At 41.1% G+C, this 15,325-nt stretch carries 18 protein-coding genes; 15 read left to right on the top strand and 3 right to left on the bottom strand.

Annotated features, from left to right (window positions below):
* Window positions 1-10 precede the first annotated feature (10 nt).
* Together HT671_RS04630 and HT671_RS04625 are read left to right on the top strand one after the other, a co-directional pair.
* Window positions 11-970 carry an ROK family glucokinase gene (locus HT671_RS04630; protein ID WP_000078575.1) on the top strand — a complete coding sequence of 320 codons (960 nt, stop codon included), beginning with the start codon at window positions 11-13 and terminating at the stop codon, window positions 968-970.
* A gap of 97 nt (window positions 971-1,067) precedes the next feature.
* Window positions 1,068-1,907 carry a thymidylate synthase gene (locus tag HT671_RS04625; RefSeq protein WP_000158620.1) on the top strand — a complete coding sequence of 280 codons (840 nt, stop codon included), beginning with the start codon at window positions 1,068-1,070 and terminating at the stop codon, window positions 1,905-1,907.
* A 154-nt stretch (window positions 1,908-2,061) separates the two neighbouring features.
* Here HT671_RS04625 and HT671_RS04620 read toward each other — a convergent pair whose 3' ends face one another.
* The gene (locus HT671_RS04620; RefSeq protein ID WP_001051780.1) at window positions 2,062-2,232 is read right to left on the bottom strand and encodes a DUF3042 family protein; all 171 of its coding nucleotides are present in this window, start codon (window positions 2,230-2,232) and stop codon (window positions 2,062-2,064) included.
* 120 nt (window positions 2,233-2,352) lie between these two features.
* Here HT671_RS04620 and miaA point away from each other — a divergent pair, with 120 nt between their 5' ends.
* The 5 genes from miaA to HT671_RS04595 are packed head-to-tail and all read left to right on the top strand — an operon-like array spanning window position 2,353 to window position 6,804.
* Entirely contained in the window at window positions 2,353-3,237 is an 885-nt protein-coding gene (gene miaA, locus HT671_RS04615; RefSeq protein WP_000850209.1) for a tRNA (adenosine(37)-N6)-dimethylallyltransferase MiaA, read from the top strand.
* Complete coding sequence (gene hflX, locus HT671_RS04610; protein WP_000567352.1) at window positions 3,230-4,468, top strand: GTPase HflX; 1,239 nt, start codon at window positions 3,230-3,232, stop codon at window positions 4,466-4,468. Before miaA ends, hflX begins: the two co-directional genes overlap by 8 nt.
* On the top strand, window positions 4,461-5,084 hold the full coding sequence (locus HT671_RS04605; protein WP_138703190.1) for a cystathionine beta-lyase: 624 nt from the start codon (window positions 4,461-4,463) through the stop codon (window positions 5,082-5,084). The genes hflX and HT671_RS04605 overlap by 8 nt, the downstream gene beginning before the upstream one ends.
* A 14-nt stretch (window positions 5,085-5,098) precedes the next feature.
* On the top strand, window positions 5,099-6,028 hold the full coding sequence (gene rnz / locus HT671_RS04600) for a ribonuclease Z (RefSeq protein WP_000354333.1): 930 nt from the start codon (window positions 5,099-5,101) through the stop codon (window positions 6,026-6,028).
* Between the two features lie 20 nt (window positions 6,029-6,048).
* On the top strand, window positions 6,049-6,804 hold the full coding sequence (locus tag HT671_RS04595) for an SDR family oxidoreductase (RefSeq protein WP_138703191.1): 756 nt from the start codon (window positions 6,049-6,051) through the stop codon (window positions 6,802-6,804).
* A gap of 54 nt (window positions 6,805-6,858) precedes the next feature.
* Here HT671_RS04595 and HT671_RS04590 read toward each other — a convergent pair whose 3' ends face one another.
* Window positions 6,859-7,767 (bottom strand): LysR family transcriptional regulator, encoded by a 909-nt coding sequence (locus HT671_RS04590; protein WP_001222592.1) that lies wholly within the window; start codon window positions 7,765-7,767, stop codon window positions 6,859-6,861.
* A 63-nt stretch (window positions 7,768-7,830) separates the two neighbouring features.
* Between HT671_RS04590 and HT671_RS04585 the strand changes: the two genes are divergently transcribed.
* From HT671_RS04585 to HT671_RS04575, 3 genes are all read left to right on the top strand, one after another.
* Window positions 7,831-8,100 (top strand): YqgQ family protein, encoded by a 270-nt coding sequence (locus tag HT671_RS04585; RefSeq protein WP_000051782.1) that lies wholly within the window; start codon window positions 7,831-7,833, stop codon window positions 8,098-8,100.
* Window positions 8,100-8,480 carry a rhodanese-like domain-containing protein gene (locus HT671_RS04580; protein ID WP_000259256.1) on the top strand — a complete coding sequence of 127 codons (381 nt, stop codon included), beginning with the start codon at window positions 8,100-8,102 and terminating at the stop codon, window positions 8,478-8,480. Before HT671_RS04585 ends, HT671_RS04580 begins: the two co-directional genes overlap by 1 nt.
* Window positions 8,481-8,566: 86 nt before the next feature.
* On the top strand, window positions 8,567-8,800 hold the full coding sequence (locus tag HT671_RS04575; RefSeq protein WP_001088017.1) for a hypothetical protein: 234 nt from the start codon (window positions 8,567-8,569) through the stop codon (window positions 8,798-8,800).
* A 42-nt stretch (window positions 8,801-8,842) separates the two neighbouring features.
* On the opposite strand, the gene HT671_RS04570 is transcribed toward HT671_RS04575, so the two are convergent.
* Window positions 8,843-9,568, bottom strand: a complete 726-nt coding sequence (locus HT671_RS04570; RefSeq protein WP_001235041.1) for a 16S rRNA pseudouridine(516) synthase — start codon at window positions 9,566-9,568, stop codon at window positions 8,843-8,845.
* A 159-nt stretch (window positions 9,569-9,727) separates the two neighbouring features.
* Between HT671_RS04570 and typA the strand changes: the two genes are divergently transcribed.
* From typA to HT671_RS04545, 5 genes are all read left to right on the top strand, one after another.
* Window positions 9,728-11,569 carry a translational GTPase TypA gene (gene typA, locus HT671_RS04565; protein ID WP_000164111.1) on the top strand — a complete coding sequence of 614 codons (1,842 nt, stop codon included), beginning with the start codon at window positions 9,728-9,730 and terminating at the stop codon, window positions 11,567-11,569.
* 19 nt (window positions 11,570-11,588) lie between these two features.
* Window positions 11,589-11,843: a DUF3165 family protein gene (locus tag HT671_RS04560; RefSeq protein ID WP_023932983.1), complete on the top strand. Its 255-nt coding sequence runs from the start codon at window positions 11,589-11,591 to the stop codon at window positions 11,841-11,843.
* 389 nt (window positions 11,844-12,232) lie between these two features.
* Window positions 12,233-12,532 (top strand): lactococcin 972 family bacteriocin, encoded by a 300-nt coding sequence (locus HT671_RS04555; RefSeq protein WP_054393023.1) that lies wholly within the window; start codon window positions 12,233-12,235, stop codon window positions 12,530-12,532.
* Window positions 12,533-12,602: 70 nt separating this feature from the next.
* Window positions 12,603-14,624, top strand: a complete 2,022-nt coding sequence (locus HT671_RS04550; RefSeq protein ID WP_138703192.1) for a bacteriocin-associated integral membrane family protein — start codon at window positions 12,603-12,605, stop codon at window positions 14,622-14,624.
* Between the two features lies 1 nt (window position 14,625).
* A complete protein-coding gene (locus tag HT671_RS04545; RefSeq protein WP_000571290.1) occupies window positions 14,626-15,267 on the top strand; it encodes an ABC transporter ATP-binding protein in 642 nt (213 codons plus the stop codon).
* The last annotated feature ends 58 nt before the right edge of the window (window positions 15,268-15,325 follow it).

Here is a 15,325-nt window from a genome sequence, read left to right as displayed (position 1 = left end):
GGAGAGTATGATGAGTCAAAAGATTATTGGGATTGACCTTGGTGGAACTTCTATCAAATTTGCAATCTTAACAACAGCAGGAGAAATCCAAGGAAAATGGTCAATCAAGACCAACATTTTGGATGAGGGAAGTCATATCGTTGATGATATGATTGAGTCTATTCAACACCGTTTGGACTTGCTTGGATTGGCAGCAGCGGACTTCCAAGGCATTGGAATGGGATCACCAGGTGTGGTTGACCGTGAAAAAGGGACTGTTATCGGTGCCTACAACTTGAACTGGAAAACCCTTCAACCAATTAAAGAGAAAATTGAAAAAGCCTTGGGTATTCCATTCTTCATCGATAATGATGCCAACGTGGCAGCTCTTGGTGAGCGCTGGATGGGTGCTGGTGATAACCAACCAGATGTTGTCTTTATGACACTTGGTACTGGTGTTGGTGGCGGTATCGTCGCTGAAGGCAAATTGCTTCACGGTGTTGCTGGTGCAGCAGGTGAGCTGGGCCACATTACTGTTGACTTTGACCAACCAATCGCATGTACTTGCGGTAAGAAAGGCTGTCTTGAGACAGTTGCTTCAGCAACAGGGATTGTCAACTTGACTCGTCGTTATGCAGATGAATATGAAGGCGATGCAGCCTTGAAACGATTGATTGATAACGGAGAAGAAGTAACTGCTAAGACAGTCTTTGACCTTGCAAAAGAAGGAGACGACCTTGCTTTGACTGTTTACCGTAACTTCTCACGTTACTTGGGAATCGCTTGTGCTAACATCGGTTCAATTTTGAACCCATCAACAATCGTCATTGGTGGTGGTGTATCAGCTGCAGGAGAATTCCTTCTACAAGGTGTTCAAAAAGTTTACGATGAAAATAGTTTCCCACAAGTACGCACATCCACTAAATTAGCTCTTGCAACTCTAGGAAATGACGCTGGAGTTATTGGAGCAGCATCACTTGTTTTACAATAAGATAAAAAAGGAGAAAATAGCTTTCTAGAAGCGAGTGATTTTCCTCCTTTCTTTTTTTATGCTATACTAGTTAGGACAATAAATGAGGTGAGAGTAAATGACAAAAGCAGATACGATTTTTAAAGAGAATATTGAACGAATCCTCAAAGACGGTGTCTTTTCTGAGCAGGCTCGTCCCAAGTACAAGGATGGGACAGTTGCCAACTCCAAGTATGTAACGGGTGCCTTTGCAGAGTATGACTTGGCCAAGGGGGAATTCCCTGTTATAACTTTACGCCCTATCGCCATCAAATCCGCCATCAAGGAAGTGCTCTGGATTTACCAAGACCAATCTAATAGCTTAGAGGTACTAAATGATAAGTACAATGTTCACTACTGGAATGACTGGGAAGTGGGGAATACAGGAACCATTGGTGAGCGCTATGGTGCTGTTGTTAAGAAACACGACATCATCAATAAGCTTCTCAAGCAGTTGGAAGCCAACCCTTGGAACCGCCGAAACATCATCTCCCTTTGGGATTACCAAGCTTTTGAGGAAACAGACGGCCTTCTTCCGTGCGCCTTTCAGACCATGTTTGATGTCCGCCGTGTAGATGGGGAAATCTATCTGGATGCGACCTTGACGCAACGCTCCAATGATATGCTGGTGGCCCACCACATCAATGCTATGCAGTATGTGGCTTTGCAGATGATGATTGCCAAGCATTTTGGCTGGAAGGTTGGGAAGTTCTTCTACTTTATCAACAACCTTCATATCTATGACAATCAATTTGAACAAGCTCAGGAATTGCTTCGTCGTGAGCCGTCTGACTGCCAACCTCGCTTGGTTTTAAATGTTCCTGATGGGACTAATTTCTTTGATATCAAAGCAGAAGATTTTGAGTTGGTGGATTATGACCCTGTTAAGCCGCAGTTGAAGTTTGACCTAGCCATTTAATACTCTTCGAAAATCTCTTCAAACTACGTCAGCGTCGCTTCATCAACAACCTCAAAACCATGTTNNTAGCTTCCTAGTTTGCTCTTTGATTTTCATTGAGTATAAAAGAATAGAAAAAGAAGTTGAGACAATGAATCCCAACTTCTTTTGTTTCTTAACGTGACACGCGACGGCGAGCTGCTTTTTTACGGTTTTCTTCGATGAAAGCTGCTTTTTGCTCTTCTGGTTCGATTACTTTCTTTTTAAATGCGTATACTGCACCTGCAACGGCAGCAACAGTTCCTGCGACACCTGTTACAAGACCTTTAGCGAATCCTTTAGCCATGAGTCTTCCTCCTTTATCTTCTTAATCAGCCAGCCCCCTCAAGAGGTCACATTTTTCTGACTGACCTTTTTGTGTTATAATAATAGTAACGAAAAAATGGGAATTTTTCAAGGAAAAAAGATGAAAACAAAAATAATTGTGATTGTTGGACCGACTGCTGTTGGAAAAACAGCCCTTGCCATTGAAGTGGCCAAGCGTTTTAATGGCGAAGTGGTTAGCGGTGATAGTCAGCAAGTCTATCGAGGACTTGATATTGGGACGGCTAAGGCTAGTCCAGAAGAGCAGGAAACTGTTCCTCATCATTTAATCGATGTTAGAGAGGTAACCGAGTCTTACTCGGCTTTTGATTTTGTTTCAGAAGCTAAGATGGCTATTGAGGATATTCACAGCCGTAGCAAGCTGGCCATTATCGCTGGTGGGACTGGACTTTATATCCAGAGCTTGCTAGAAGGTTACCACCTAGGTGGGGAGACTCCCCATGAGGAGATTTTGGCCTATCGGGCTAGCTTGGAGCCTTATACAGATGAGGAATTAGCTCATCTGGTGGAGCAAGCAGACCTTAAAATTCCTCAGTTTAATCGTCGTCGTGCGATGCGTGCCTTGGAAATTGCCCATTTTGGTCAGGAATTGGAAAATCAAGAGACCTTGTATGAACCATTGATTATCTGCTTGGATGATGAGCGCAGTCAATTATATGAACGTATCAATCGCCGCGTGGATTTGATGTTTGAGGCTGGGCTTTTGGATGAGGCTAAGTGGCTCTTTGACCATTCCCCTAATGTACAGGCTGCTAAAGGAATTGGCTATAAGGAACTTTTTCCTTACTTCCGTGGAGAGCAGACCTTGGAGGAAGCTAGTGAGAGTCTCAAACAGGCTACTCGTCGTTTTGCCAAGCGTCAGTTGACCTGGTTCCGTAATCGCATGCAGGTCACCTTTTATCAGATTGGAGAAGCTGGTGTGCAAGACCGCATTTTAAGCCAGATAGAGGAGTTTTTAGATGATTGATACGGAGAAAAAAGAGGAGCGAGTCCTGCTCATTGGTGTGGAATTGCAGGGTATGGATAATTTTGACCTCTCCATGGAAGAATTGGCCAGTCTAGCCAAGACAGCTGGTGCTGTCGTAGTCGATAGTTACAGGCAAAAACGTGAAAAGTATGACTCCAAGACTTTCGTTGGCTCTGGTAAGTTAGAAGAGATTGCCCTCATGGTGGATGCCGAAGAAATTACCACTGTCATTGTCAACAACCGTTTGACACCAAGGCAAAATGTCAATCTAGAGGAAGTTCTGGGTGTTAAGGTCATTGACCGTATGCAGTTGATTTTGGATATCTTTGCCATGCGGGCTCGAAGCCACGAAGGCAGGCTCCAAGTTCACCTAGCCCAGCTAAAATATCTCTTGCCCCGCTTGGTTGGTCAGGGAATTATGCTCAGCCGTCAGGCAGGGGGAATTGGTTCCCGTGGACCTGGTGAAAGCCAGCTGGAGCTGAACCGTCGTAGCGTTCGCAACCAAATCACAGACATCGAGCGCCAGCTCAAGGTGGTTGAGAAAAATCGGGCGACTGTCAGAGAAAAACGTTTGGAGTCGAGTACCTTTAAGATTGGGTTGATTGGTTATACCAATGCTGGGAAGTCAACTATCATGAACACCTTGACCAGTAAGACCCAGTATGAGGCTGACGAGCTATTTGCGACTCTGGACGCGACGACTAAGAGTATCCATCTAGGAGGTAATCTACAGGTGACTTTAACTGATACCGTTGGCTTTATCCAAGATTTGCCGACAGAGTTGGTGTCCAGTTTCAAGTCGACCTTGGAAGAAAGCAAGCATGTGGACCTTCTTGTTCATGTTATCGATGCCAGCAATCCTTACCATGAGGAACATGAAAAAACAGTTCTTTCCATCATGAAAGACCTGGACATGGAGGATATTCCTCGCCTGCCCCTTTATAATAAAGCGGATTTGGTGGAGGACTTTACACCTACCCAAACACCTTATGCCCTCATTTCTGCCAAGTCTGAGGATAGTCGTGAGAACTTGCAGGCTTTACTGCTAGAGAAAATCAAGGATATTTTTGAATCTTTTACCCTGCGCGTGCCTTTTTTAAAGTCCTACAAGATTCATGATTTAGAAAGTGTTGCGATTTTGGAAGAGCGTGACTATCAGGAGGACTGCGAAGTCATTAGAGGCTACATTTCTGAGAAAAACAAATGGAGGTTAGAAGAATTTTATGACTGATATTAAAACGTTGGCTCTAAAATATGGGGGCTATACAAGTCTGGACAAGGTCTATCTGGATCAGCTTCTAGCTGGAAAGACAGAGCAGGAGCAGTTGGCTCTTATCACACCTCCTCCAAGTGTAGTCAATGCTTACTTTGCAGAACTCTACCAGAAAAAGAGTCCCCAAGCTGCGACGGCTTATTTTGCAGAACTCAGTCAGGAACTGAATCTCTACAATGCTGAACCTAGTTTCACTCTAGAAAATAAGCCTTTTATTCGGCTTAATCTGTCTGGTAAATCCTTTGGTTTTTGTTATGAGAGTGAGGGTCTGGGTCGGATTTTCTCTGAAAATAAAGAGGTTATTTCAGATGACTTGCTCTTTGAAATTGCGCAAATTTTCCCACATCAACTAGTATTTGAAGAGTCAGGTAAAATTTATCTGAAAGCTGTCGGGGACGAGGAAGTTGTTAGCATGGAGAGTCTTACAGCTTTGACTGATTTGGAAAGCTTGGCTGATGGTCGCAAGCGTCTCAAAGGCTACAGCCAAGATGATTTACTGCAAGAAGTTTCTGCTTTTTCTGGCAAGCGCTATTTTCGATCGGAAAACCGCACAGCCATGTTATATATTGATTAATTAGAAAGTATCGAATGGATATTCAATTTTTAGGAACGGGGGCTGGTCAGCCCTCTAAAGCCCGCAACGTCTCCAGTCTCGCCCTGAAACTCTTGGACGAGATTAACGAAGTCTGGCTCTTTGACTGTGGAGAAGGTACGCAAAATCGTATTCTTGAAACCACGATTCGACCACGTAAGGTCAGCAAAATCTTTATCACTCACTTGCATGGAGACCACATTTTTGGCTTGCCAGGTTTCCTTTCTAGCCGTGCTTTTCAGGCCAATGAAGAGCAGACAGATTTGGAAATCTATGGACCTCAAGGCATCAAGTCATTTGTCTTAACCAGCCTTCGTGTGTCAGGTTCGCGTCTGCCTTATCGTATTCATTTTCATGAGTTTGACCAAGATTCTTTAGGAAAAATCCTTGAGACCGATAAATTTACGGTGTATGCAGAAGAGCTGGACCACACTATTTTCTGTGTTGGTTATCGTGTTATCCAAAAGGATCTAGAAGGAACGCTGGATGCTGAAAAACTCAAGGCGGCAGGTGTCCCATTTGGCCCACTTTTTGGGAAAATCAAAAACGGCCAGGATGTAGTTCTCGAAGATGGGACTGAAATCAAGGCAGCTGACTATATCTCAGCTCCCCGTCCAGGTAAGATTATTACCATTCTTGGTGACACCCGCAAAACCAATGCTAGTGTGCGTCTAGCTGTCAATGCCGATGTCCTTGTCCATGAATCGACTTATGGCAAGGGTGATGAAAAAATTGCTCGTAACCATGGCCACTCTACTAACATGCAAGCTGCACAAGTAGCAGTAGAAGCAGGTGCCAAACGCCTCTTGCTCAACCATATCAGTGCCCGTTTCCTCTCAAAAGATATCAGCAAGCTCAAGAAAGATGCTGCTAGCATTTTTGAAAATGTCCATGTGGTCAAAGACTTGGAAGAAGTGGAAATCTAAAAGATTGAGAAAGGATAAGTATGCGTACTATTCTCATTACTGGCGCTAGTGGTGGTCTAGCTCAAGAAATGGTCAAACTTTTACCAGAAGACCAGCTCATCTTGCTTGGTAGAAATAAGGAAAAATTAGCCCAACTCTACGGAAACCATCCCCATGCAGAATTGATTGAAATCGATATTACCGATGATTCAGCCTTAGAAACTCTGGTAACTGACCTCTATCTCCGCTATGGCGAGATTGATGTTTTGATAAACAACGCTGGTTACGGGATTTTTGAGGAATTTGACCAGATTTCTGACCAAGATATTCACCAGATGTTTGAGGTCAATACTTTTGCCCTGATGAACCTGTCTCGACACCTTGCGGCTCGTATGAAAGACAGTCGAAAAGGTCATATCATCAATATTATCAGCATGGCAGGTTTAATCGCTACTGGCAAGTCCAGTCTCTACTCAGCTACCAAGTTTGCGGCCATTGGTTTTTCAAATGCTCTGCGCCTCGAACTCATGTCCTACGGTGTTTATGTAACGACGGTTAATCCAGGACCAATCCGTACAGGATTTTTCGACCAAGCCGACCCAGATGGCACCTATCTCAAATCGGTTGACCGCTTCCTTTTAGAACCAGATGCAGTGGCTAAAAAGATTGTCAAGACTATAGGAAAAAATAAACGGGAACTCAATCTCCCAGTTTTGTTGAACCTAGCCTATAAGTTTTATACCCTTTTTCCCAAGCTAGCTGATAAGTTGGCAGGGGAAACTTTTAATTATAAATAAAAAAGAACCAATGTGCAGGTTGTTGCTAACCTACATATTGGTTCTTATCATTTCTCAACTATCAAACTGGACTTCTTCTAGTAGATAGTCGATAAAGCGTTCGCCCATCTTAGATAGGCTGGTTTTTTCATGCTGGATATAGACCAGCTCAATTGGATCATCAATATCCAGTGGGATAGAAACGATATTGTCTCCGTTGAGGTTGCTGTTCAAAATCCCTGTCGCAATGGTATAACCGTCCAAACCAATCAAGAGATTAAAGAGGGTGGCACGGTCACTAACCACAATGGATTTCTTGTGGTGCTCTTGAGATAGAATCTCTTCAGAGAAGTAGAAGGAATTGTGTGTCCCTTGGTCATAGCTGAGATAAGGGAAGTTTTCCAAATCAGATAGTTTGACCTTGTCTTTCTTTGCCAGAGGATTGGTCTTGCTGACAAAGATATGGGGCTGGGCTGTGAAGAGATGGTGAGCCAGCAGGTGGTTGTCATCCAGCATTTTGGTTAAAACATCACGGTTGTAGCTGTTTAAGAAGAGGACACCGACCTCACTACGGAAGTTCTTGACGTCATCGATAATCTCCCAAGTCCGCGTTTCACGAAGAAAAAGCTCGTATTTTTCCATATCACTTTTCTTGAGTAGAGAGACGAAAGCGTTGACCACAAAGGCATAGTGCTGGGAGGAAACGCTAAAGAGTTCGCGGTGGGCAACAGGATTTTTATAGCGTTCTTCCAGAAGCTGGGTCTGCTCGACAACCTGACGGGCATAAGAGAGGAACTCCATCCCATCACGGGTCAAGGTGATACCCTTGGGATTTCGGATAAAAATCTCAATCCCCATTTCATTTTCCAAGTCTCTCACAGCATTGGAAAGACTCGGTTGGGTGATAAAGAGTTGCTTGGCTGCCTCATTCATGGAGCCAGTTTCGACGATTTTGATAATATAGTGTAATTGTTGAATTCTCATGTTTTTATTGTACCACACTTGTGTCAGAATCGCCAAAGAAGATAGGAAAATCAGGAGTATTGTGTGAGTCTCTTCTTGAAAAAAAGACAAAATTTTGCTAGAATGAGTCTTATGAAAACATTCTATGATGTGCAACAATTCCTCAAACGATTTGGCATTATTGTTTATATGGGAAAACGCTTATATGATATTGAACTGATGAAGTTGGAGCTCTCTCGAATTTACGATGCAGGGTTGATGGACAAATTAGACTATCTAGAAGCAGAAGCGGTTCTTCGCAGAGAGCACAAGGTAGAATTGGATTATATTGAGAAAAATGGAGAAAAGAACTAATGGTTACTTGGATTTTGTGGGCACTTATACTAGCAATGTTGGCATGGATGGGTTTTAACTATCTTCGTATTCGCCGTGCGGCTAAAATTGTAGACAATGAGGAGTTTGAAGCCTTGATTCGTACGGGTCAATTGATTGATTTGCGCGACCCAGCAGAATTCCACAGAAAACATATCCTTGGTGCCCGCAATATTCCTTCAAGTCAGTTGAAGACGAGTCTTGCAGCCCTTCGTAAGGATAAACCTGTCCTTCTCTACGAAAACCAACGTGCGCAACGAGTTACAAATGCAGCCCTTTACTTGAAAAAACAAGGTTTTTCTGAGATTTATATCCTTTCTTATGGTTTGGATTCTTGGAAAGGGAAAGTGAAGACTAGCTAACATTCTGTAAAAATCTGTCGAATGATAGATAAAGCTAGCATTTTATGGTATCATCATTTATATTAATTTTAAGGAGATTTTATAATATGAATTCACAAGAAAAGAAAAAACCTTCACTTATTTTAGGTATCTTATCTATCGTCCTTGGTTTGCTTTCTCCAATAGTGAGTCTGATTTTGGGGATCATAGGATTGGTTTTGGCTTTTTCATACCAAAAAGAATCTGGACTGGACTATAAAACAGAAAAAATTCTCAACATCGTAGGACTTGTAGTTTCTGTTCTTAACTGGATTCTAACAATCGCAGTAGTTTTTAGATAAGCAAAAAAACAAAAAAGCTTTAGTTTTAAAGCTTTTTTTATTTTATCGACTCATCTCTAAATAGTTTTTAATGATTTGTAACTCTTTTTGGTTCAAAGGGAGGTAGTTACCTTCTGCTAAATCTGGGTTCAATGTAAAGTCCCCAAATTGGATTCTCTTGAGGCTAGTCACCTTAACACCAACCGAGAGAAACATTTTCTTGATTTGATGAAATTTTCCTTCTGAAATGGTGATGGAGGCTCGACTGAGGGAAGGACTTGCAGATAGAATTTCTAGTCTTGCAGGTTTACAGACAGTACCATCTAAAAAGACAATTCCCTTTTGAAAGACTTGGATATGGTCAGGTGTTAGAAGTCCATTGACTTCAACTTGATAAGTCTTATCGACATGATATTGGGGATGGAGGAGCTGAAAGCCCAAGGGACCGTTATCGGTCAAGAGGAGGAGTCCCGTTGTATCTCGGTCCAGTCGGCCAACGGCATAGAGCTTGTCAGACTGGATGTCAGATGGAAGCAGGTCCATGACGGTCGGAAGTTCCTTGTCTTTGTTGGCTGTCACGACACCAGCAGGTTTATGAAGCATAAGATAGGTGTGTTCATAGCCTTGAATGATTCGATCCTGAAAAAGGAGTTCTTGTAGTCCTGTATCGATATTTTGAGCTAGGGAGCGGGCTGGGCAACCATCGACTAGAATTTCCCCTCTGAGGAGTGCTTGCTTCATGGCCTTTCGGCTAACTTTTTCTTGGGCTAATAAATTATCTAAACGCATACTGTGCCTATCTTATCATAAGTCGCTTGCTTTGAAAAGGCTTGACGTGAAAAGAAAAGCGGAGTGAAAACATTTACACTTGCTTGAGTTATGTTATTTACTTGAAATTATGGTATAATCGTTCAGTTAGAAAATAAATTTTGAATATTAGAGGAAATCATGACAAAATTAAGAGAAGATATCCGTAACATTGCGATTATCGCCCACGTTGACCACGGTAAAACAACCCTCGTTGACGAATTATTGAAACAATCAGAAACGCTTGATGCACGTACTGAATTGGCTGAGCGTGCTATGGACTCAAACGATATCGAAAAAGAGCGTGGAATTACCATCCTTGCTAAAAATACGGCTGTTGCTTACAACGGAACTCGTATCAACATCATGGACACACCAGGACACGCGGACTTCGGTGGAGAAGTTGAGCGTATCATGAAAATGGTTGACGGTGTTGTCTTGGTCGTAGATGCCTACGAAGGAACCATGCCACAAACTCGTTTCGTATTGAAAAAAGCTTTGGAACAAGACCTTGTCCCAATCGTGGTTGTCAATAAAATCGATAAACCATCAGCTCGTCCAGCAGAAGTAGTGGACGAAGTCTTGGAACTGTTCATCGAGCTTGGTGCAGATGACGACCAGCTTGACTTCCCAGTGGTCTATGCTTCAGCGATCAACGGAACTTCTTCATTGTCAGATGATCCAGCTGACCAAGAAGCGACTATGGCACCAATCTTTGACACGATTATCGACCATATCCCAGCTCCAGTAGATAACTCAGATGAGCCTTTGCAGTTCCAAGTGTCACTTTTGGACTACAATGACTTCGTTGGACGTATCGGTATCGGTCGTGTCTTCCGTGGTACAGTTAAGGTTGGGGACCAAGTTACCCTTTCTAAACTTGACGGCACAACTAAAAACTTCCGTGTTACAAAACTCTTCGGTTTCTTTGGTTTGGAACGTCGTGAAATCCAAGAAGCAAAAGCAGGTGACTTGATTGCCGTTTCAGGTATGGAAGACATCTTTGTCGGTGAAACCATTACTCCTACAGACGCAGTTGAAGCTCTTCCAATTCTACACATCGATGAGCCAACTCTTCAAATGACTTTCTTGGTCAACAACTCACCATTTGCTGGTAAAGAAGGTAAATGGGTAACTTCTCGTAAGGTGGAAGAACGCTTGCAGGCAGAATTGCAAACAGACGTTTCCCTTCGTGTTGACCCAACTGATTCACCAGATAAATGGACTGTTTCAGGACGTGGAGAATTGCACTTGTCAATCCTTATCGAAACAATGCGTCGTGAGGGATATGAACTTCAAGTATCTCGTCCAGAAGTTATCGTAAAAGAAATCGACGGTGTTAAATGTGAGCCATTTGAGCGTGTACAAATCGACACTCCAGAAGAATACCAAGGATCTGTTATCCAAAGCCTTTCTGAACGTAAGGGTGAAATGTTGGATATGATTTCAACTGGTAATGGTCAAACTCGTTTGGTCTTCCTTGTTCCAGCGCGTGGTTTGATTGGATACTCAACTGAGTTCTTGTCAATGACTCGTGGTTACGGTATCATGAACCATACCTTTGACCAATACTTGCCATTGATTCCAGGTGAAATTGGTGGTCGTCACCGTGGTGCCCTTGTTTCTATCGATGCTGGTAAGGCTACAACTTACTCTATCATGTCTATCGAAGAACGCGGTACTATCTTTGTCAACCCAGGTACTGAAGTTTACGAAGGAATGATCATCGGTGAAAACTCTCGTGAAAACGACTTGACAGTTAACATCACTAAGGCGAAGCAAATGACCAACGTTCGTTCAGCTACTAAGGACCAAACAGCTGTTATCAAGACTCCTCGTATCTTGACACTTGAAGAGTCTCTTGAGTTCTTGAACGACGATGAGTACATGGAAGTAACGCCTGAGTCTATCCGTTTGCGTAAACAAATCCTTAACAAGGCAGAGCGTGAGAAAGCTAACAAGAAGAAAAAATCAGCTGAATAAGAGCTAGAAAGAGAGAAAGATGGTCTATTTAGTCCTAGGGATTTTACTGCTCCTACTCTATGTATTTGCGACACCAGAAAGTATTAAAGGGACAGTCAATATCGTCGCTATGGTATGTATTTTAGTGGCACTTTTGGTTTTGTTGGCTCTATCTTTTCTGAAAATTTTTCAATTACCAACAGAAATGTTCCTAGCAATAGCCATGTTAATCCTAGCTTACTTTAGTGTGAGAGACATCACACTCATGCCAGTCAAAAAAAGTAAAAGAAGATAAAAAAGAGAGTTTCGGCTCTCTTTTTTTGGTAGGAATTTTACAATAGTTTGAATTGCTTTTTAGTTAACATCATCACTTTTGCTTGGATAATATGAATGGGAAAAACTGGAATAAAATTCGTTAATGACATCTATTTTATATTTGGTTAGTACTGGTTGCATATTATTTCGAAATAAAACTACTATATAATATTATTCATATAGGTAACATAAAAACATTATTCATATAGGTGATATAGTAAAATATCTAAAAAATTCGATTTTTTCCTTGACAACAAATAATAAAAATGCTATTCTTCTTATATAAGAAATCGGTTTCAAAAAAGAGAGAATAGGATTTATTTTGTTGCATTGTTGCTCAGGGTGTGCTTTTTTGAAAGGAAAAATAAAATGAAAACGAAAAAACATAGATTACTTGCTCTAGCTCTTATTTCAAGTTTTACATTATTGGAAGCTGCATCAGCTGCTGTACAATATCCAGATGGAGGAGTATGGACGTATGGAGAAGGTTCAGGAGGTGGTTGGGCTTTTTCAAATTACTATCATGGTAAAAAATATCATTATTCTTCTCTTGTAAGTAAATGGGATAGTCATTCAGATAAAGGATCAGCACCTGCAGGGAAAACTTCAGAGGCTTGGATTTGGACTAAATTTGGGGAACAAGTAGCATTTTACTATGACTATGACTAATATTTAGTTTTCTTAGATAATTCCCCTTGTAAGAAATTACAAGGGGAATTTTGTTTACAAGGAGTCTACTATGAAGAAACTATTCATATTATTATCAACTTTTTTTCTCAGCTTCTTCCTTGCTTGGATTATTGTCTTACGTGCGCCACAATATTTATATGCAAGCTATGATTCCGTTTCTTTACTTCGTGTCAAAAAAGATACTCAGGAACCGACGCGTGAGGTATTTGAACAGGAATTGGAGAATTTTGCAAACTCAGAACAGAGTTTAATAGCTAGAAGAATTGTAGAGCCGAGTAAGGATGGGACGACTAACTTTACTTATGCAACTTATGGTCAGGGAACTTTACCAAAAGAATTCCAAGAAGCTAGCCAAGAAAGTCGTGAACGTAGTGATCCGCTAAATAGTTATCTCCTTTTGTCAGGCTCCTTGACGAAAGAAAAGCTTGCCGATAAATTAGGAGATTTGGGTTATAAAGCAATTGCTGACCGAAAGATACCGCCCTATTCTCTTGCTTTTCGAATATTACTAAATCCCCTTATTTTAATTAGTTTAGCAATATTTGGCTTATCTTTCTTTGCTTTAGTGATTATCACTCGGATTAAGGAAATGAGAGCTGCAGGTATAAAACTCTTTTCTGGTCAGACTCTCTTATCCATCATGGGGCATTCTTTATCGACTGATATCAAGTGGCTCCTTCTATCAGCCCTCCTTTCCTTCCTAGGTGGGGGAGTCCTTCTTTTTAGTCAAGGTTTGTTTTATCCTATCTTGTTAGCCACCTATGGTTTTGGGATTAGTTTCTATCTGTTGTTTTTATTGGCGATTTCAATTTTACTAATGCTCCTTTATCTAATGAGTTTGAATTACAAAGCATTAGTTCCCGTTATTAAGGGGAGATTACCCCTTAAACGCCTGATGATTTTAACTCTATTGTGTCAGTTGGTTGCTGTTTTTACAGTGGGCTACGCTGTTAAGACAGGCTTGACGTCTTACCAACGATTGAAAGAACTTGAAATTTCAAAACAAGCATGGCAAGACAGAGCAGACTATTATCAAATTTCTTTTGGCTTAGGTGATAGAGGAAAAGATACAGAAAATCAGAGCAAGTGGTATGCCTTTGCCAAGGAAGCAATCGAAGAAGAACAGGCTCTATTTGTAAAAGATAATCTCATTCATTTTGCAAATCCTCAAGGAAAAAATGAACAGCGAGAGACACTGGATACCTATAGTCCAGATGCTAATACGCTCTATGTCAGCCCAAGTTATTTGGACAAGGAAAAGGTCGTGGTAGATGCTGAGACCAAACAGAAGTTAGTCCATCTTCAAAAAGGAGAATTTGGACTCTTATTACCAGAATCTCTTCGTTCACAGGAAGCAGAACTTAAGAAAGCTTTTGAAGAAAGTTTGAACTATTACGGGCAATCAAGTGAGGAGGCAAGTGCTCCTTTAGAGTATGAAATGAGAGCGATTATTAGCTATCTTCCAACTGGAGAAAAGCGATTTGTTTATAATAACGGTGAAAGCCCAGTATCCATTCAGTACTTAACCGATTCGATTTTAGTTGTATTTACTCCAACATCTACAGGTGATAGTTTCATTTCAAAATATGTTTGGTCTATCAATGCTGGAAAACAACTTTTTATCAAAGGATATGAGAGTGGGCTAGAACTCTTGAAGAAAGCTGGAATTTATGAGCAAGTATCTTATCTTAAAGAAGGAAGAAGTGTTTATCTAACTCGTTATAATGAAGTTCAAACTGAAACAGCAACTTTAATCCTAGGAGCTATTGTTGGAATAGCTAGTTCCTTGTTACTCTTTTATTCTGTCAATCTTCTATATTTCGAGCAATTCCGCCGAGATATTCTGATTAAACGAATTTCAGGTTTACGATTTTTTGAAACACATGCTCAGTATATGGTTAGTCAATTTGCCAGTTTTGTATTTGGTGCTAGTCTCTTTATTTTAAGCAGTCGAGACTTGGTGATTGGCTTGCTCACTTTATTCGTCTTTCTAGCTAGTGCAGTTTTGACGCTTTACCGTCAAGCGCAGAAAGAATCTCGTGTTTCTATGACAATTATGAAAGGAAAATAGGATGATTGAACTAAAGAATATATCTAAAAAATTTGGAAGCCGTCAGCTATTTTCAGATACCAATCTTCATTTTGAAGGTGGGAAAATTTATGCCTTAATCGGTACAAGTGGCTGTGGTAAGACAACACTCTTGAATATGATTGGACGATTAGAGCCGTATGACAAAGGGCAAATTATCTATGATGGCACCTCTCTTAAGGACATCAGGCCTTCTGTTTTCTTTAGAGATTACTTAGGATACCTATTTCAAGATTTTGGCTTAATTGAAAGCCAAACCGTCAAAGAGAATCTCAATCTGGGTTTAGTTGGTAAAAAGTTGAAGGAAAAAGAGAAAATCTCTTTGATGAAACAAGCTCTAAACCGTGTAAACCTCTCTTATTTGGATTTAAAGCAACCTATCTTTGAATTATCAGGAGGAGAAGCACAACGTGTTGCATTAGCGAAGATAATTTTAAAGGATCCACCTTTGATTCTCGCAGATGAACCGACTGCTTCACTAGACCCCAAAAACTCTGAGGAATTACTTTCTATCCTAGAATCTTTAAAAAATCCGAATCGGACCATTATTATTGCGACCCACAATCCTCTGATTTGGGAGCAAGTGGACCAAGTCATTCGAGTTACCGATTTATCACATAGATGATATGGTAAGATTCATACTCAATGAAAATCAAAAAGCAAACTAGGAAGCTAGCCGCAGG

It is taken from the genome of Streptococcus sp. 2741, assembly GCF_013276315.1.
GTDB lineage: Bacteria > Bacillota > Bacilli > Lactobacillales > Streptococcaceae > Streptococcus > Streptococcus pseudopneumoniae.
Note: the sequence above shows the minus strand (reverse complement) of the source record. Positions and strands in the feature narration are given on the sequence as shown.